Source organism: Sulfitobacter aquimarinus (assembly GCF_040149565.1).
Taxonomy (GTDB): domain Bacteria; phylum Pseudomonadota; class Alphaproteobacteria; order Rhodobacterales; family Rhodobacteraceae; genus Sulfitobacter; species Sulfitobacter aquimarinus.
The window spans coordinates 333,486-351,862 of the sequence record NZ_JBEFLO010000002.1; the positions used below are offsets into that span (position 1 = coordinate 333,486).

An 18,377-nucleotide genomic window follows, 5' to 3' on the forward strand; every position below is an offset into this window, starting at 1 on the left:
AATATAGGGGCAAAGCGGCTAATATGCAATGAAGGCGGTGGCCTTCACCTGTCGTTGGCGCTTTCCTTGTCTTCGCGAATTTCCCGTTGGCGCATGGGCATTTTGTCGATGCTGCGGGTGATTTCACGCACGTCCCACGGGAAGGGTTTGCGCAGCTTGAGCCGCCCGTCTTTGCCCACCAGCGTCAGCATGAACCCCCGTGGTCGCATGGCCAGACGGATGGCGCTGCGCGCGGCGGGGTCTGTGTCGACGATCACCACCACGTCACGCTCGGCCAATGCGGCGGCGCGGGCCTCAAGCAGTTGCATTTGTTCGATAAACGCAGGGTCATCTGCGCTGTCGGCAAAGACCACGACGGGGCGGTTTTTCCATTTAAATTCGCTCAAATCCGCTTCAACGGCCTGTAAGACCACCAAATTTTCATCGGGTGAGATGTGCGAGTCTGCCTGCACGGATGTTGCAAATAGCGCAACAAAAACAGCACTTAAGATCGATTTCATACCTGTCCCCTTTAACCTCAATATAGGGGGCATGCCCGCGATTGCGACGCCTCATCGCGCCATTTTTATCATTAAGCCCGCCGCAAGAGGTTGTGCCGCATGACTGCCGCCACATCTCTCACGCGGCTGCCCCGTGCGGCCCTTTGGCACAAAGGCATCTTTAGGCTTATGGATATTATTCTTCATGTGGGCGCACATCGCACCGGTTCAACCAGTTTCCAGCACTATCTGCGCGGCAACCGTGCAGAGATGATGCAAGACGGCACAGCCCTGTGGGAGCCGCAGATGCTGCGCCGTGGCGTGATGGAGGGGCTGTTTGCCAAGCCGCGTATGCTCAACGGGCGCAACTTGCAGCGCAGGGCGATGGGGCGGGTGCGGATGCACTCGGCCCAAGCGCAGCGCGCAGGTGCCGCTCGGTTGCTCGTTTCCGAGGAGAACATGATCGGCGCGCCCCGCGCCTGTTTGCGGGCCGCCACGCTGTATCCCGCGATCGGCGAGCGGATGGCCCGCCTTGATGCCGCGTTTGAGGGGCGGATCAGCCGCGTTGTGATGACCATACGCTCGCTTGATCTGTGGTGGTCTTCTGTGGTGGCTTACGGCGTGGGGCGGGGCCATGCGGTGCCAGAACCTGCGCGGATCGAGGCGTTTGCAAACGCGCCGCGCACATGGCGCGATGTGATCACGGATATGTCCTGCGCCCTGCCAGGCGCAGAGATAAAGATCATGCCGTTTGAACAATTCGCAGGGCAGGCGGATAAGATGCTCGCGCAGATGACGGAACGGGTCGCGCCGCGTGCCCACGCGAGCGCGTGGCTCAACCGCTCGCCCGATGCGCGTATGCTGCGCGAGAAACTGATCGAAAACGGTATCCCCGATGCCGATTGGCCCGAAAATCTGGCCCAACAGGACGGGCGGTGGAACCCGTTTACGCCCGCGCAGGCGGCAATCCTGCGCGAAGCTTACGCCGACGATATGATGTGGCTCACCGCTGGTGCGGATGGGCTTGCGACACTGACACAGGACACTTCCCGCACAAGAGCAGGCCAAAGCCTGCCAGCGGGATCATCGATAAAAGGACAGCTCCATGACCAAGAAGACCCCCCAAGCCTCCAAGGACGACTGGCGCAAACTGGCTGAAGCGGAACTGCGTGGCCGCCCGCTGGATGATCTGACGTGGAAGACGCTGGAAGGCATCGACGTCGCCCCGCTTTATACCGCCGATGATCTGGACGGCGTGAACCATCTGGGCGGCATTCCGGGCGAAGGGCCGTACACACGCGGTGTGAAGGCCACGATGTACGCGGGCCGCCCGTGGACGATCCGCCAATATGCTGGCTTTTCAACGGCTGAGGAATCAAACGCCTTTTACCGCCGTGCGTTGGCAGCAGGGCAGCAGGGTGTTTCGGTCGCGTTCGATCTGGCCACGCACCGCGGCTATGACAGCGACCACCCGCGGGTTGAGGGCGATGTCGGCAAGGCGGGCGTTGCCATTGATAGCGTCGAGGATATGAAAATCCTCTTTGACGGTATCCCGCTGGACAAGGTCAGCGTATCCATGACGATGAACGGCGCAGTCATCCCTATTCTTGCGAACTTCATCGTCGCGGGCGAAGAACAGGGCCATTCGCGTGCCGTGCTGTCGGGCACGATCCAGAATGACATCCTCAAAGAATTCATGGTGCGCAACACCTATATCTACCCGCCAGAGCCTTCGATGAAGATCATCGCGGATATCATCGAATATACCGCCAACGAGATGCCGAAATTCAACTCCATCTCGATCTCGGGCTACCACATGCAAGAGGCGGGCGCGAACCTTGTGCAGGAGCTGGCCTTTACCCTTGCGGATGGCCGCGAATACGTGCGCACCGCGATTGCCGCAGGCATGGACGTGGATAAATTCGCGCCGCGTCTGTCGTTTTTCTTCTGCATCGGCATGAACTTCTTCATGGAGGCGGCCAAGCTGCGGGCCGCGCGTCTGTTGTGGTCGCGCATCATGGCGGAGTTCGAGCCGAAGAACCCCAAGTCCTCGATGCTGCGCACCCACTGCCAAACATCGGGCGTCAGCCTGCAAGAGCAAGACCCCTATAACAACGTGATCCGCACGGCATACGAGGCGATGTCGGCGGTCTTGGGCGGCACGCAGTCGCTACACACAAACGCTCTGGACGAGGCGATTGCCCTGCCGACCGAAAATTCCAGCCGCATCGCCCGCAACACCCAGCTTATCCTGCAAGAAGAGACAGGCGTGACCAACGTGGTCGATCCGCTGGCAGGCAGCTACTACGTCGAGAAGCTGACCCATGACATGGCCGAGGCCGCGTGGAAGCTGATCGAGGAGGTCGAGGAAATGGGTGGCATGACCAAGGCTGTGGCCAGCGGTATGCCCAAGCTGCGGATCGAGGAGGCTGCCGCACAGCGTCAGGCGGGTCAGGACCGTGGGACGGATGTGATCGTCGGTGTAAACAAATACCGCCGTGAAAAAGAGGACGAGATCGACATCCTTGACGTGGACAACGTCGCCGTGCGCGACAGCCAGATCAAGCGTCTCGAAAGCATCCGCGCCAGTCGCAATACCGCAGACGTAGAACACGCGCTGCACGAGCTGTCGCGCCGCGCCCGCGAGGGTGGAAACCTGTTGGAGGCCGCCGTTGAGGCCGCCCGCGCCCGCGCCACCGTAGGAGAGATCAGCATGGCCATGGAAGAAGAATTCGGCCGCCACCGCGCCGAGGTCAAGACGTTGGCAGGCGTATATGGCGCGGCCTATGAAGGCGATGCGGGCTTTGCCGCGATCCAGAAGTCGGTCGAAGATTTTGCCGAGGCCGAAGGCCGCCGCCCGCGTATGTTGGTGGTCAAGATGGGGCAAGACGGCCACGACCGTGGTGCCAAGGTCATCGCCACCGCCTTTGCCGACATCGGCTTTGACGTGGATGTGGGGCCGTTGTTCCAGACCCCTGCCGAGGCCGCCCAAGACGCGGTAGACAACGATGTGCATGTCATCGGCATCAGCTCTCAGGCGGCGGGTCACAAGACGCTTGCGCCGCAGCTGGTCAAGGCGCTGAAGGACGCAGGGGCCGAGGACATTCTGGTAATCTGTGGCGGCGTGATTCCGCAGCAGGACTATCAGTTCCTCTATGACGCTGGTGTCAAAGCGATCTTTGGTCCGGGAACGAACATCCCTGATGCGGCGCAGGATATCCTGAAACTGATCCGCGCCACACGCACATGATCGCCTTCGATCACATCGCCATCGCGGGAGAGACGCTCGCGGTGGCAACGGCCCATGTGGAGGGCGCGTTGGGCGTGTCCTTGCAGCAGGGCGGGGAGCATGATGTCTTCCACACCCACAACACGCTGTTGGGGTTGGAGGATGACCTTTACCTAGAGGCGATTGCGGTCAATCCCGCGGCGCCCACGCCAGATCGGCCCCGCTGGTTCGATCTGGACCGTTTTTCAGGCGGGCCGCGTCTGACCAACTGGATCTGTCGTTGTGATGACCTGGATGCAACGCTGGCGGCATTGCCGGACGGGTTTGGGATGCCTGTGGATTTGCAGCGTGGTGATTTGCGGTGGCGGATGGCGGTGCCTGCGGACGGGGTTTTGCCGTTTGATAATTGCGTGCCCGCGCTGATCCAGTGGATCGGTGACGCGCATCCAGCGCCACGATTGACGCAAGCGGGATGCGCGATAACAGGGCTGGAGGTGCGCCACCCGCAAGGGGCGGCGCTGGGGGCGCTCCTCGCTCCGCTCCTCGCTGATCGGCGGATCACCTTTGCTGTTGGGGATGCGAAATTGAGCGTTCAGATGCGCACGCCATCAGGTAACGTTACCTTGTGTTGATCCGTGCGGCCACCGCCGCCGATCTGGAGGTCGTCAAGGCGCTTTGGAACGCAATGATCCGTGACACAACGGCGACCTTTACCACCGCGCTTAAGACCGACGCAGATATGGCGGCATTGCTGTCGGCGCGGCCCGATGCGTTTTTAGTGGCCGAACAGGACAACACTTGCCTGGGGTTTGTCACATGGGGGCCCTTCCGCGCAGGCCCGGGCTACGCCCACACAGCCGAGCATAGCATCATCACCGCGCAACACGGTCGCGGCACAGGGCGCGCCTTGATGGAGGCGGCCATTGCCACGGCCCACAGCCAAGGCATTCACGTGATGGTCGCAGGCATCGGCAGCGAAAATCCCGCCGCTGTCGCCTTTCACAGCCGTTTGGGGTTTGCAAAGACCGGCCATTTGCCACAGGTAGGGACCAAGGCAGGGCGGTGGCATGACCTCATCTTGATGACACGGACCATCGGCACCCCCTGACAAGACACGCAACGCGGGGTAGGGTACGTCCCATGTCGATCTGGAAACGCATATCCGAGGCCTTGGCCTCGCTCGCCGCAGGCGAGGGCTTGGGCGCTGTGTTCGACAAGCTGCGCACGCCGCCCGAACGATCAGTCGCGTTTACCATTGCGGTGATTGCGCTGGGTGCCAAAATGGCGAAGGCCGACGGCCATGTGACCCGCGACGAGGTGATGGCCTTCCGCGAAGTGTTCCGCATCGGTGATGATGATGCCCAAGGGGCTGCAAAAGTCTTCAACCTTGCGCGCACGGATGTGGCAGGCTTTGACGACTACGCCCGCCGGATCAAAAACATGTTCGGCGAGGATGCGCCCATCCTGATCGACCTGATGGAAGGGCTGTTCCACATCGCCATGGCCGATGGCGTCTACCATCCCAACGAAAATGCGTTTCTCGAAAAAGTCGCCGACATCTTCGCGCTGCCCCACGGCGCGTTCGAGGCGCTGCGCGCGCGTTTCGTGCCCAATTCATCACCCCTGCCGCATACGGTGCTGGGCATTGCGCCCAATGCCACGCAAGAGGAGGCGCGCGCCGCATGGCGGGCGTTGGTCCGCGCCAACCATCCCGACGGGCTAAAGGCCCGAGGCCTGCCCGAAGAAGCGATCCGCATGGCGGAAAAGCGGATGATCGACATCAACCGCGCATGGGAGACGATCTCGGGCAAGGCGGCGTGATGCGGATTGCGACCTATAATGTGGAGTGGTTTTCGGGGCTGTTCGACGACAATGACGCGCTGCACAACGACGATGCGTGGTCCTCGCGGCGCGATGTGACCCGCGCACAGCAGACCGCCGCCGTGGGCCATGTGTTCCGCGCTATGGACGCGGACGCCGTGATGGTGGTCGAGGCACCGGATTCAGGCGCAAAACACGACGGCACCGCCGCACTTGAGCATTTTGCCGCCCGTTTTGATCTGCGCGCCCGCAAGGCCGTGATGGGCTTTGCCAACAATACCCAGCAGGAAATCGCCCTGCTTTATGACCCTGATGTGCTGACCGCCACCCATGACCCCCAAGGCGTGCCCACAGGCCCCGAAGGCGCCACAGGTGCGCCGCGTTTCGACGGGGTGCTGAGCATTGATCTGGACATCGACGCCACCCGCGACAGCGTCGTCTTCTCGAAGCCGCCGCTGGAACTGGCAGTGACATCCGTCTCGGGCACCGCATTCCGGATGATCGGCGCACATCTGAAATCCAAAGCGCCGCACGGTGCGCGGGATGATGCCCACGCCATGCAGATCGCCATCGCCAACCGCCGCAAGCAGCTGGCCCAAGCGATTTGGTTGCGGGCAAGGGTGGATGCGCACCTGGCCGACGGGGTGCCGCTGATGGTGATGGGGGACCTCAACGATGGTCCCGGGCTGGACGTGTTCGAGGACCTCTTTGGCCGCTCCAGCGTCGAGATTGTGCTGGGGACACAGGGCGCGCATCCTCTCTATGATCCGCACGCCGCGCGTGCGTTGTCGCAGCGGATCGGGGCCACGCCCACGACCTCGCGGTTCTGGATCAGGCAGGAAAAGCGGTTCTTGCAGGCGCTGCTGGACTATATCATGGTCTGCCCCGATTTGCGGGCCCGCAACCCGCGCTGGCGCATCTGGCATCCGTTGGATGACCCTGACTGTTGGCGCAATCCTGCGCTGCGCGACGCACTTGTTACAGCCTCCGATCATTTCCCCGTGACGGTGGACATCGACCTATAGGATTTGGCGAATGGCCCGACCGCCCCTATATTGTGTTCCATGAAACAAATTATCGCCGCCCCGCTTGTCGCCGCTTTGCTCGCTTCTCCCGCTTTTGCAGAGGAAGAGCCGTCTTTGATGGAGCGCGGTGCGCAGTTGTTTTTCGAAGGGCTGATGCAAGAGATGGCACCCGCCTTGGATGACATGGCCGAACTGCTGGAGGACGCAGGCCCCGCCTTGCAGGATTTCATGGCGCAGATGGGGCCGAAGCTACGCACCGTTCTGGAAGAGGTCGAGGACTGGAGCGCCTATGACGCGCCCGAGGTCCTGCCCAACGGCGACATCATCATCCGCCGCAAACCTGACGCGCCCGAATTCACGCCCAAGCCAGAGGCCCCGCAAATCGAGCTTTAGCGTTTTGCGGTCTTCACAATCGCCTGTGCGCCCAGTGACGAGGCCAGTGAGGTAAACCGCGCCTCGGCCACTTCGCCGAACAGCGGCATCATATCCGCGCTCAGCCGCAGGTGGAGCTCTTTTTTCTTGGGGAACCAGCGCATCTCGCCCAGCTCGTTTACTTTGTCCATCCACAGCATCGCGCCAAAGCGCATGGCCTTGCCCAGAATTTCGGCCTCCCTGCGGGTCTGCTCGTCCACCATGTCAAACAGATCCGCAAACCGTGCATTTTCGCTTTTGTTAGAATAGCGGTGCATCAGGGCGAGCCCCATAAAAATACGCTCGGAATGTTTCAGCCCGCCCAGATTGGCGCGGGTGGCGTTGTCGAAACAGACTTCGGCGCGGTAGTCGGGATGGGCGCGCCAGCTGACGTCATGCAGCAGACACGCCGCCTTGATCAGGCGCAGGCGCGGGGCGGGGGCGGATTTATAGATCGGCAGGATGAAGTTATAAAGCGCACGGCCAAAGCCCGGGCTGCGGGCGTCTTTGGCTTCGGCAAAGCGGCAGGCCTCGATCAGCGGATCGCGGTCGCGCAGGCGTTGGGGCATCTGTTCATACAGCATGCCTTCGCGGATGCCATAACTTGAGACGGCGATGTCTTTGGGCTTGAAGGTCTTGACCAAGCGGCTGAGGACTTCGCAGGCGTAAGGTACAAGGGCCGCACGGGCCGAGGAGACGCCCGCGATATTGCGCAACTCCTCCATGTCGGATTGGCGAATATACTCGACCGTTTCGCGCACGGAGGCGCGGGTCATGCGATATTCATGCAGCACATGCAGCGGATAGCCGCGGCGGATCATGTCGATCCGCGCAATCGCCCGCCACGAGCCGCCGACAAGGAACAAGCGGTCGCGCTGGCTGCCCATTTTGTCGGCCAGCTTGTGCATGACGTCTTTGATGTGCGGGTTGCGCGCCTTGGCGCCGCCTTTGATGTCGCGCAGTTTCAGCGGCCCAAGGTTCGAGGTCACGCGTTTGCCGACGCGCCCGCCGCTGATCTCGGCCAGCTCCATCGAGGAGCCGCCGATATCGCAGACCAGACCGTAAGCGCCCGGCCAGCCGAGCAACACGCCCTGCGCCGACAGCCGCGCCTCTTCCTCGCCGTCGATGACCCAGATTTTGATGCCCGTCTCGGCCTTCACCTCTTCGCAGAAATCCCGCCCGTCGGTGGCGTCGCGCACGGCGGCGGTGGCCACGGCCGTCAGCTCGGACAGGCCCATCCCTTCGGCGAGCTTTGCAAAGCGCCGCATCGCAGAAAGCGCACGCACGCGGCCCTCGGGCGACAGATGGCCCGTGTCGGCCATGCCCGCGCCCAAGGCGCACATGATCTTTTCGTTGTAGAAATACGCAGGCGAGCGTGCCGCGCCGTCAAATACCACCATCCGTACCGAGTTGGAGCCGACATCGACAACCCCCACGCGGCGCAGCGCCCGTGCGCCCGGATCCTCAAACAGGGGCTTTCCGAACAGCCCCAGATCGGCAACGCCGGTTTCGGGGACAGGAAGAGGGGAGGTGAGATCAGCCATGCGCGCTCCGACAGATGCGGCGGTAAGTGGTCTGCACGTTGGCCCATCCCCCGCGCCCCGTCAATCGTTAACCGGACGTGACCTGCCGGAGAGGCCGGCCTGCGCCGTCCTCATGCTTTTTGTGCCGCACTGTGCAGGGCTGAGCCAATCGCGGCACAGGCGGTATGTTAGTCGTCGGTATGGGTCAGTTTCGGAACGTCTGACGCCCCCGCAGAGCCGCGCCCGGAGAGCGAGGGGTTTTCCATGAAAAACCGATGGCAGCTAAAGGCGAATTGCCCTTCTGGCAGGGGCGGGCGTGTGAAGGTGCCGTCAGGCGCCATGACCCAGCTTTGCGCGATGTCGGCCAGATTGGCGGCCATGATCTGGCTGGTGATTTGTGCCTTCACGGTTGGGTTGCTGATCTCGACCAAAGTCTCAACCCTGCGGTTGAGGTTGCGGCCCATCCAGTCGGCGGATGAGATGAATACCCGCGATTTTTTGTGCGGCAGGCCGTAGCCGTTGCCCACGCAGACGATGCGGCTGTGCTCTAGAAAACGCCCAACGATGGACTTTACGCGGATGTTTTCCGACAGGCCTTCGATGCCCGGCCGCAGCGCACAGATGCCGCGAATGACCAGCGAGATTTGCACGCCGGCGTTCGAGGCGGCGTACAGCGCGTCGATGACCTCGTCGTCCACAAGGCTGTTCATTTTGGCCCAGATCACCGCGGGTTTGCCCGCCTGTGCATGGGCGGCCTCGGCGGCGATCATTTCCAGCAGGCGGGGTTTCAGCGTGGTGGGCGAGATCGCCAGATTGTCCAGATGCGCGGGCATGGCATAGCCCGACAGGTAGTTGAACACTTTGGTCGCGTCGCGCCCCAGCTTTTTGTCGCAGGTAAACAGCGACAGATCGGTATAGATGCGCGCGGTGATGGGATGGTAATTGCCCGTGCCGTAATGGGTGTATGTGACCAGCTCGTCGCCCTCACGGCGCACAACGGTGCTGATTTTTGCGTGTGTTTTCAGATCAATAAAGCCGTAAACCACATGCGCGCCCGACCGCTCCAGCCTGCGGCTTTGGCGGATGTTGGCGGCCTCGTCAAACCGCGCTTTCAGCTCGACCAAGGCGGTGACGGATTTGCCGTCCTCTGCCGCCTCGCAGAGCGCTTCGACAATCGGGCTGTTGCGGGAGGTGCGGTAAAGGGTTTGTTTGATCGCCACCACCTGCGGGTCGCGGGCGGCCTGCTGCAAAAAGCGCACGACCATGTCGAACGTCTCATACGGGTGGTGCAGCAGCATGTCTTTTGAGCGGATCGCCTTGAACATATCGCCGTCGTGGTCGGTGACACGTTCGGGCACACGCGGGGTGAACTGGGGCCACAAAAGATCGGGGCGGTCATCGCTGACCAATTGGGATAGATCGTCAATGCCGATGATTCCGTCGATCTCGATCACGTCTTGGGGTTTTGTCCCCAGCTCGTCCATGATGGCCTGCAGCAGTTTGGGCGGCGCCCCTGCCGAGTGGGTCATGCGCACCACGCCACCACGGCGGCGGCGCTTCAGGGCAACCTCGAATTCGCGCACCAGGTCTTCGGCCTCGTCCTCGACCTCCAGATCGCTGTCGCGCAGGACACGGAATTCGAAATGGGTCTTGAGCTTGTAGCCCGGGAACAGGTCGGGGATTTTCAGCACCAGCAGCTCTTCGAGCGGAAGGTAGCGTTTGCAGCCTTCGGGCGCGGGCAGGCGCACAAAGCGGTCGATCTGTGCGGGAATGGGCAGCAGGGCTTGCAGGGGTTTCTTGTCGCGTGTCCGCTCCATCTGCACGGCCAGCGCGAAGCCTGTGTTGGGCAGGAAAGGGAAGGGGTGTGCAGGGTCAATCGCCAGCGGCGACAGAACGGCAAAGACCTGATTGAGAAACACCTCGTCCAATGCTGCAAGGTCTTCGGCGCTGAGGTCATTCGGCCCCTCAAGCATGATGTCCGCTGCGTCCATTTCCGCCAGCAGATCAACAAGGACCTCTTGTTGGCGCAGCATCAGGGCGCGGGCGTTCTGGTTGATCAGGACCAACTGCTCGGCGGGGGTGAGCCCGTCTGCGGCGGGGGTGGTGTTGCCCGCTTGGGCCAATTCACGCAGGCCCGCCACGCGCACGGTATAGAATTCGTCCAGATTGTCGGCCGAGATGGACAAGAACCGCAACCGCTCCAGCAATGGCACACGCGGGTTCTGCGCCTCTTCGACGACGCGCCAGTTAAAACCCAGCCAGCTGAGTTCGCGGTTCTGGAACCGGTCCGGGCCAGTCAGGTCCAGATCGGGCAGGGCCACGGGCGCCTCGAACGGCGCGGTGAGGAAATCGGCGTCAGACATCGGGGTGCTTATCCAGCATGAATGTAACAATTTTAAGAAGGATCAAGTATCGCGCAGCTTTGGCCTAATTGTCCAGCACTGTCGCGGCCAGCGATCGGGTGATGGGCCGCTTGGCAGCAAGGCTGGCGCGGTCAAGGGCCGCCACAACATCACGCGCCGCCCCGAAGGAACGGTCCATCCGTTTGAGCAGATAGGGGATCACGTCAGGCGGCGGCATAAGCTGGCGGTCGGCCAGCAGTTTCACAAGCACCGCCGACAACAGCGCATCATCGGGGGCGTCGATGCCGGCCTCCAACGCGCCTTGTAGGCGGCTGACCAGATCGGGCAGGCTAAGCCCCCAATGCGCGACAGCGCCCGTTCCAGTCAGCAGCAGCGAATGGCCTTCGGCCAGCACCATGTTGTGCAGGTGGAAAAGTGCTGTTTGCGCGGCTGGGTCGGTGGCGATGGTGTTGACGTCCTCTACCGCGACGCAGCTGGTGGCGAGGGCGGGCACGTCTTCTTTGCGCAGGGATTGCGCGGCGATGATGCGTGCGCCTGCCGCTTGCGCCCAGACGTGCGTGAGGTGGGTTTTGCCCGCGCCCGCAGGCCCGCTCAGCACCAGTTTCGCACCGCTCCAGTTGCGCCAGTTTTCGATCATGGCAACGGCCATTGCGTTGGACGGGGCGACCAGAAAGTCATCGCGGCCGTGTGCGGTGCGCACCGGCAGGTCAAGGCCCAGTTGAACAGCCATCAGCCCGCGTCTTTATCCGCGGCATCCGTGCCGCGATACAGCAGGCTGTCGCGGTAGCTGTCCACCGCGAAGCGCGCGATCACACCCAGTGACGCGGCGACGGGTACGGCGACCAACATGCCGACAAATCCGAACAGCGCCCCGAACACCGACAGCGCCAGGATCAACCACACAGGATGCAGACCCACCGAATTACCCACCAGTTTGGGCGTCAGCACGTTGCCCTCGATCACCTGACCGATGGCAAACACGCCTGCCACCAACCCGATCGAGAACCAATCCCCCCAGAACTGGAACAACGCGAGCCCGACCGCCAAGGCTCCGCCGATCAGCGCGCCAAGGTAGGGGATGAACGTGACCAGCCCCGCGATGAACCCGACCACAAGGCCGAATTGCAACCCGACCAGCATCAGCGCAATCGCATAATACGTCCCCAGCACCAGACAGACCGTGCCCATCCCGCGAATAAACGAGGCAAGCGTTTTGTCGATGTCACCGGCCAGTTTGCGGATCACGGGCGCGTGGTCACGCGGCAGCAGCGCGTCCACCTGCGCCACCATACGGTCCCAATCCAGCAGCATATACACCGCCACCACAGGCACGATGACAAACAACATGATGATGTTGATGATCCCCGCAGCCGAGCTGAGCGCGGTATTGAGCAGCTCTCCGCCGCGGTCCTTTACGATCTGCCCCACGGAATCGAGAGATGTTTGCAAGGTCGAGCCTTCCTCCAGCAAGGAGGGGAACCGCTCGATCACGAAAGCGCTGAAACGGCGGGTCAGATCGGGCGCGATTTCGAACAGGTTGATCGCTTGGGCGACCAGCGTCGGAACCACGAGAAGCGCCATAATCACGAACATCAACAGCGCGATCACGGTGATCACCGCAGTGGCCATGGCACGCGTCAGGCCCATTTTCTCAAGGCGGTCAGCAACAGGGTCAAGAAAATAGGCGATGGCACTGCCCAGAATAAAGGGAAGCAGCACGTTGCCCATGGCCCAAAGCACCACCAGGAACACCACCGACGCGATGCCCCAATACTTAAGCTGGTCTTTTACGGGCAACGCCATGGCTCTTTCTCCTTGCGGGTTGGGTGACACATTGCCCATGCAGGGCCATGTTTCAAGGGTGGCGGGGCGAATTACGGTTTCGCCGACGGTGTGATGCACGAAAAAAAACCGTGTGGCGATGGCGCCGACGCCGGGGGGGGGCGGTGCTTGGGACTGGACAGCGGATGCCTCACCGCTCAAACTTGGCCGGCTGACGGGGGGGGGGCGCCATGCAGGCACCAAAGGCAGACAGAGTATTGGCGCAGACCGCCCGCATTCTGAAGGCAACATCATATAGTGAAGTCTGGGCGCTGCTGCTGGAGGGGTTGGCGTTGTTCGGGATCACGGCCGTGCGTTACGGTCTAACCCGCTCGCGCTACGGGATGTCATTGGGGGATTTGCAAGACATCCTGTATCTCTCCAGTCTGGGTGCGCAAGATTTCACCGACTACATCGAAACGGGGCTATATCGCCGCTCGCCGCATTACCGCTGGATGGCGGAGAATGACGGTGCGGTATCTTGGGGGTGGTTCTTGCAAGAGGCGGCTGCGGAATGGTTGCACCCGGACGAGCAGACTTTTCTTCATGAGATGGAAAAGGCGGGCCAGCCTGCGGGCTATCTACTCAGCTTTGCGTCGGACACCACACGGCTAAAAGGGGGCTTGGGCATGATGGGGCAACGCGACTGGTCGCAGGCTGATATGGATGCTCTTTGGGCGCAGCACGGCGCGGGGATCGAGGCGATGTGCATCGCCGCACACCTGAACATCACGCGTATGCCGCTGCCGTCCAAGCGCGACCCGCTACGCCCGCGCCAGCGCGAGATGCTGGAATGGGTCGCGGATGGTAAATCAATGCAGGATATTGCGGTGCTGACGGGGCTGTCGGTTGCCACGGTGGAAAAACACATGCGCGGCGCACGCGATGCGCTGGATGTGGAGACCACGCCTCAGGCAATTGCGCGGGCGGCTCTTTTGGGGCAGCTCTTTATTGTCACGGATGAGGGTGCTGCCTAAACTTTGACATATCCTTTTGCCAGATAGCCCATAGCAATGAAATTTGAAGGAGCCACCCAGATGCGCACAGCCTACGACACCGAGCTTCAGGACCGCCTGATGCGCTATGCCGCGATTGACAGCCAGTCCGACGAGAAAAGCCCAACCCAGCCATCGACGGCTTGTCAGTTGGACATGAGCCGCCTTCTGGTGGCCGAGCTGGAGGAAATGGGCGCGCAGGATGTCGAGCTGACGGATTACGGTGTTGTGCTGGCAACGGTGCCTGCGACGGTGGAAGGCCCCGTTGTGGGCCTGTGCGCGCATGTGGATACCGCGCCCCAATTCAATGCCACAGGCGTGCGCCCGCGGGTGATCAGCGGTTATAACGGCGGCGATATTACCTTTCCCGATGCGCCAGAGCGGCGGTTGGGGCCTGATATATCGCCGCATCTGGCGCAATGTGTGGGCCATGATCTGATCACGGCATCCGGCACCACGCTGCTGGGCGGGGACGACAAGGCGGGCGTGGCGATCATCATGACGGCCGCGCAGCATCTGCTGCGCCACCCCGAGATTCCCCATGGCAAGCTGCGCCTTGCCTTTACCCCTGACGAGGAAATTGGCCGCGGTGTCGATCCGCGCCTGCCAAAGGATTTGGCCTGTGATTTCGCCTATACGTTCGACGGCTCGACCCCCGGTGAGGTCCAGCACGAGACGTTCAGCGCGGATCGCGGGGTGGTGGTGATCAAGGGGGTCTCGATCCATCCGGGATGGGCCAAGGACAAGCTGGTGAATGCCATGTCGCTGGCGGCAAAAGTGATCGATACGCTGCCGCAAAAGAACATGACGCCCGAGACGACAAGCGGGACGCAAGGGTTTATCCACGCAACAGACATCAGCGGAGACGCGGATGAGGTGCGCATCGGCTTCATCATCCGCGATTTCGAGCGCGAAGGGCTGGCCAAGAAGGGATCGATCCTACAGGCGGTGTGCGAGTTGGTCGGCCTGACCGAACCCCGTGCGCAGATCACCTGCGAGATCACGCCACAGTACCGCAACATGCGCTATTGGTTGGAAAAGGACATGACGCCTGTGCATCTGGCCCATGCCGCTGTACGCGACGCGGGATTGGAGCCGCAGGCCGTGGCCATTCGTGGCGGCACCGACGGTTCGCGTCTGACCGAGATGGGCGTGCCGTGCCCCAACATCTTTACCGGAATGCAAGAAATTCACGGACCGCTTGAGTGGATTTCGGTGCAGGATATGGCAAAGGCGACCGAGGTGGCGTTGCGGTTGGTGCAGCGTGCAGCGCAGGCGTAGAAACGGGGCGCTGGCGCCCATTTGATTTTATTTTGCTGATGAGGGGCTTTGCCCCTCAAACTCCCCAAAGGATATAAGGCTAGGAAAAAATAGGGCGGTGTGTTTGCACTGGTTTGTTGTGTCTGGTTGGCGATTGGCTTAGGCACTTGGGAGCACAGTGCCGAGGAGTTTTGCCATGCGTTTGAGCCGTTATTTTCTGCCTGTTTTGAAAGAGACACCGTCCGAGGCGCAGATCGTCAGCCACCGCTATATGTTGCGGGCGGGGATGATCAAGCAAAACGCGGCGGGGATTTATTCATGGTTGCCGCTGGGCTTTAAGGTGCTGCGAAAGCTTGAGAATATTGTGCATGAGGAGCAGGTGCGTGCGGGCCACGTGCCGATGTTGATGCCAACGCTGCAATCTGCGGATCTGTGGCGCGAGAGCGGGCGCTATGACGATTACGGCGAGGAGATGCTGCGCATCACCGACCGGCAGGGGCGTGACATGCTGTATGGTCCGACCAACGAGGAAATGGTGACGGATATTTTCCGCTCGCATGTGGGCAGCTACAAGGACTTGCCGTTAACGCTGTACCACATCCAGTGGAAGTTTCGCGACGAGATGCGGCCGCGGTTTGGCGTCATGCGCGGGCGCGAGTTTTTCATGAAGGACGGGTATAACTTCGACCTGACGAAAGAGGATGCGATGCATGCGTATAACCGTCATTTGGTGAGCTATCTGCGCACCTATGAGCGGATGGGCTTGCAGGCAATCCCGATGCGGGCGGACAGCGGCCCGATTGGCGGCGACGATACGCATGAGTTTCTGGTTCTGGCCGAGACGGGCGAGTCGGAGGTGTTTTACGACAGCGCCGTCACGGACCTGCGTTTTGGGGACCGCGAGATCGACTATGACGACCATGCGCAATGCGCGGCTGTGATGGAAGAGTTCACCACCAAATATGCCCGCACCGACGAGACGCATGACGCGGCCTTGTTTGACGAGGTGCCTGAAGAACGCCGCCGTGTGGCGCGGGGCATCGAAGTGGGGCAAATTTTCTATTTCGGGACCAAGTATTCCGAAGCAATGGGCGCCACCGTTCAGGGCCCTGACGGCAAGGTTGTCCCTGTGCACATGGGCAGCCACGGTATCGGCGTATCGCGTCTGTTGGGCGCGATCATCGAGGCGAGCCATGACGACAAAGGCATCATCTGGCCCGAGGGGGTGACACCGTTCCACTGCGGGATTGTGAACCTCAAACAGGGTGACGAGGAGGCAGATGCGGCGTGTCAGGCGCTTTATGATAGTCTGACGGCGCTGGGGCTTGAACCCTTGTACGACGACCGCAACGAGCGGGCAGGCGGGAAGTTTGCCACGATGGATTTGATCGGGCTGCCATGGCGGATCACCGTCGGGCCAAGGGGCCTCAAGAACGGTGTGGTTGAGCTGACCTCGCGCGGCACAGGCGAGAGCGAAGAGATGCCGCCAGAGCAGGCGGTTGCGCGGATTGCCGAGATCTACAAAGGTCTGGACGTGCGCGGGATTTAACCGAAAAGCGGCGGCGCGGGCTGGACCTTGCGCCGTTTTGCGCCATCTTTTGCCTGTAGCAGGGGAGGGATTGGCGATGCGGTATCTGATGATTTTGGCGGCACTGGCACTGGCAACAGGGGCTAGCGCGCAAGGGGTTGAGCAGGGCGCGGCGAATGCGCCCCAGTTCACGCCTGCGTGGCCGACGCAGACCCGTGCGCCCGCGATGGACAGCGGCGTTGAGTTGCAGGTTCAGGAATTAGCCACTGGGTTGGACACGCCTTGGGGTGTCGCGGTTTTGCCGAATGGCGACTATCTGGTGACAGAGCGGTCAGGCGCATTGCGGCTGGTGCGGGGCGGCGTTGTGAGTGCGCCGATTGCGGGCGTGCCGCAAGTGCTGGCGCAGCGGCAGGGCGGCTTGCTGGATGTGGCCTTGGCCGAGGATTTTGCAAAAAGCCGCGTGATTTATCTGACTTACGCAAAACCGATGTCTGGCGGCATGTCTGCGACTGCGGCAGCCCGTGCCGTGCTGAGCGCGGATGGCAGCAGCCTGAGCGACCTGCGCGACATCTTCGTACAAGACCCGCCGTCGCCCAACCCGATGCATTTCGGGTCCCGCGTGGTGGCCACGGAAGGTGTCGTGTTCGTCACCACGGGCGAGCATTTCTCGAACCTTGAGCGACAGTTTGCGCAGGACGCAGGCAAGACCTATGGCAAGGTTGTGCGCGTAAACCCCGAAGGCGGGGCGGCGGCGGGCAATCCCTTTGACAGCGAAGTGTGGACTCTGGGCCACCGGAATGTGCAGGGCGCTGCCGTGCGGCCCTTGGACGGCACGCTTTGGACGTTGGAGCATGGGCCTGCGGGCGGTGACGAGTTAAACAAGATCACCAAGGGCGCGAATTACGGCTGGCCTGTGGTCTCCTACGGGGTGAACTATAACGGCAGTGCAGTGGGTGCTGGGCAGGCCCGTGCGTCAGGCTTTGCCGAGCCGCAGTATTACTGGGATCCGGTGATCGCACCGGGGGGCTTTGCGTTCTACGAGGGCGCGATGTTTGGCGATTGGAACGGCGACATTCTTGCCGCCTCTCTGAACCCTGGCGGGTTGGTGCGGCTGAAGCTGGAGGGCGAACGCGTGGTGGGCGAAGAGCGGTTTCTGTCTGGTGAAATCCGTGTGCGCGATGTCGAGGTGGACCGCGACGGGGCGATCCTGATCCTGGATAACTCCAGCGGGCGGTTGCTGCGCCTCACGCCGCAGTAACAACTTTGCTTTGGCGGTATAAATCCGCCGCCGGGGCTGTGACTTTGCGTGATTTGTGCTAGGCTTGGGGCAACGACAAAAGCTGCTGCACAGGTGTAATCCGCCTCAAGCACGCAGCACAGGCGAAGGTAGATACATCCCATGATCATGCGCAGTGTGGCATTGGCGGGCGGGCTGGCCGGGGCGGCGACATCGGCACAGTTCCCCGAATTCTCGCAGCAATATATGCAGCGGTTGGGCGGTGCGGTGGACGCGCTGGGCGAAGTGGTCGCGGACTTTGATGCCTCGGCTGCTGCATCGGACCTGAGCCGTGACGCCGCTTTGGCGCAATTGCAAGGCACCGATTTTCTGGAGCGGCGGCGGGCGGACATGACGCGCTCGATCAATCGCTACACGCAGTTGCGGGGTGATCTGGCGCTGCTGGAAAACCAAGGCCCGTTCATGCGCGCCTACCACGCCAGCCGCTTTACCGACCCCGAAATCGCCCGCGCTGCGTGGGCTGCGTTCCAGCCTGCGGTGCCCGTGAATTTCGCGGGCCTCAGCTTTGCGGGTGTTGGCTTTGTGGTCGGATTGTTGGCGGTTAGTTTGCTGGCAGGCGTGCTGCGTATGCCATTCCGACGGCGCAGAGCCGCCCACGCGGCCCCCCAGTGACCACGGCACTTGC

17 protein-coding genes are annotated in these 18,377 nt (G+C 61.9%); 12 read left to right on the forward strand and 5 right to left on the reverse strand.

Annotation, left to right across the window (positions count from 1 at the left end):
- Positions 1–44 precede the first annotated feature (44 nt).
- Complete coding sequence (locus ABMC88_RS05700) at positions 45–386, reverse strand: DUF4174 domain-containing protein (protein WP_349575873.1); 342 nt, start codon at positions 384–386, stop codon at positions 45–47.
- Between the two features lie 213 nt (positions 387–599).
- Here ABMC88_RS05700 and ABMC88_RS05705 point away from each other — a divergent pair, with 213 nt between their 5' ends.
- From ABMC88_RS05705 to ABMC88_RS05735, 7 genes are read left to right on the forward strand one after another with little or no spacing between them, the layout of a single operon-like run.
- Positions 600–1,637 carry a hypothetical protein gene (locus ABMC88_RS05705; protein ID WP_349575874.1) on the forward strand — a complete coding sequence of 346 codons (1,038 nt, stop codon included), beginning with the start codon at positions 600–602 and terminating at the stop codon, positions 1,635–1,637.
- Positions 1,585–3,729 (forward strand): methylmalonyl-CoA mutase, encoded by a 2,145-nt coding sequence (scpA, locus tag ABMC88_RS05710; RefSeq protein WP_349575875.1) that lies wholly within the window; start codon positions 1,585–1,587, stop codon positions 3,727–3,729. Before ABMC88_RS05705 ends, scpA begins: the two co-directional genes overlap by 53 nt.
- Complete coding sequence (locus ABMC88_RS05715; RefSeq protein ID WP_349575876.1) at positions 3,726–4,340, forward strand: VOC family protein; 615 nt, start codon at positions 3,726–3,728, stop codon at positions 4,338–4,340. Before scpA ends, ABMC88_RS05715 begins: the two co-directional genes overlap by 4 nt.
- Positions 4,334–4,816 (forward strand): GNAT family N-acetyltransferase, encoded by a 483-nt coding sequence (locus ABMC88_RS05720; RefSeq protein WP_349575877.1) that lies wholly within the window; start codon positions 4,334–4,336, stop codon positions 4,814–4,816. The genes ABMC88_RS05715 and ABMC88_RS05720 overlap by 7 nt, the downstream gene beginning before the upstream one ends.
- A 32-nt stretch (positions 4,817–4,848) precedes the next feature.
- On the forward strand, positions 4,849–5,529 hold the full coding sequence (locus tag ABMC88_RS05725; RefSeq protein ID WP_349575878.1) for a TerB family tellurite resistance protein: 681 nt from the start codon (positions 4,849–4,851) through the stop codon (positions 5,527–5,529).
- Positions 5,529–6,554: an endonuclease/exonuclease/phosphatase family protein gene (locus ABMC88_RS05730; RefSeq protein ID WP_349576138.1), complete on the forward strand. Its 1,026-nt coding sequence runs from the start codon at positions 5,529–5,531 to the stop codon at positions 6,552–6,554. The genes ABMC88_RS05725 and ABMC88_RS05730 overlap by 1 nt, the downstream gene beginning before the upstream one ends.
- Positions 6,555–6,593: 39 nt before the next feature.
- Positions 6,594–6,947 (forward strand): hypothetical protein, encoded by a 354-nt coding sequence (locus ABMC88_RS05735; protein ID WP_349575879.1) that lies wholly within the window; start codon positions 6,594–6,596, stop codon positions 6,945–6,947.
- Here the strand turns inward: ABMC88_RS05735 and ppx are convergent.
- From ppx to ABMC88_RS05755, 4 genes are all read right to left on the reverse strand, one after another.
- Complete coding sequence (gene ppx / locus ABMC88_RS05740) at positions 6,944–8,509, reverse strand: exopolyphosphatase (RefSeq protein WP_349575880.1); 1,566 nt, start codon at positions 8,507–8,509, stop codon at positions 6,944–6,946. The two genes, ABMC88_RS05735 and ppx, sit on opposite strands and share 4 nt — an antisense overlap.
- A gap of 167 nt (positions 8,510–8,676) precedes the next feature.
- Entirely contained in the window at positions 8,677–10,851 is a 2,175-nt protein-coding gene (locus ABMC88_RS05745; protein WP_349575881.1) for an RNA degradosome polyphosphate kinase, read from the reverse strand.
- Between the two features lie 64 nt (positions 10,852–10,915).
- A complete protein-coding gene (locus tag ABMC88_RS05750; RefSeq protein ID WP_349575882.1) occupies positions 10,916–11,581 on the reverse strand; it encodes an HdaA/DnaA family protein in 666 nt (221 codons plus the stop codon).
- Positions 11,581–12,654 carry an AI-2E family transporter gene (locus ABMC88_RS05755; protein ID WP_349575883.1) on the reverse strand — a complete coding sequence of 358 codons (1,074 nt, stop codon included), beginning with the start codon at positions 12,652–12,654 and terminating at the stop codon, positions 11,581–11,583. Before ABMC88_RS05755 ends, ABMC88_RS05750 begins: the two co-directional genes overlap by 1 nt.
- A gap of 209 nt (positions 12,655–12,863) precedes the next feature.
- Here ABMC88_RS05755 and ABMC88_RS05760 point away from each other — a divergent pair, with 209 nt between their 5' ends.
- The 5 genes from ABMC88_RS05760 to ABMC88_RS05780 all read left to right on the forward strand — a co-directional run bounded on the left by ABMC88_RS05760 (position 12,864) and on the right by ABMC88_RS05780 (position 18,364).
- On the forward strand, positions 12,864–13,649 hold the full coding sequence (locus tag ABMC88_RS05760) for a helix-turn-helix transcriptional regulator (protein ID WP_349575884.1): 786 nt from the start codon (positions 12,864–12,866) through the stop codon (positions 13,647–13,649).
- Positions 13,650–13,709: 60 nt separating this feature from the next.
- Positions 13,710–14,948, forward strand: coding sequence for a peptidase T (gene pepT / locus ABMC88_RS05765; RefSeq protein WP_349575885.1), 1,239 nt, complete (start codon positions 13,710–13,712; stop codon positions 14,946–14,948).
- 175 nt (positions 14,949–15,123) lie between these two features.
- A complete protein-coding gene (proS, locus tag ABMC88_RS05770) occupies positions 15,124–16,476 on the forward strand; it encodes a proline--tRNA ligase (RefSeq protein WP_349575886.1) in 1,353 nt (450 codons plus the stop codon).
- A 76-nt stretch (positions 16,477–16,552) separates the two neighbouring features.
- Complete coding sequence (locus ABMC88_RS05775; protein WP_349575887.1) at positions 16,553–17,713, forward strand: PQQ-dependent sugar dehydrogenase; 1,161 nt, start codon at positions 16,553–16,555, stop codon at positions 17,711–17,713.
- Positions 17,714–17,854: 141 nt separating this feature from the next.
- Positions 17,855–18,364: a DUF2937 family protein gene (locus ABMC88_RS05780; protein ID WP_349575888.1), complete on the forward strand. Its 510-nt coding sequence runs from the start codon at positions 17,855–17,857 to the stop codon at positions 18,362–18,364.
- Positions 18,365–18,377: the final 13 nt, after the last annotated feature.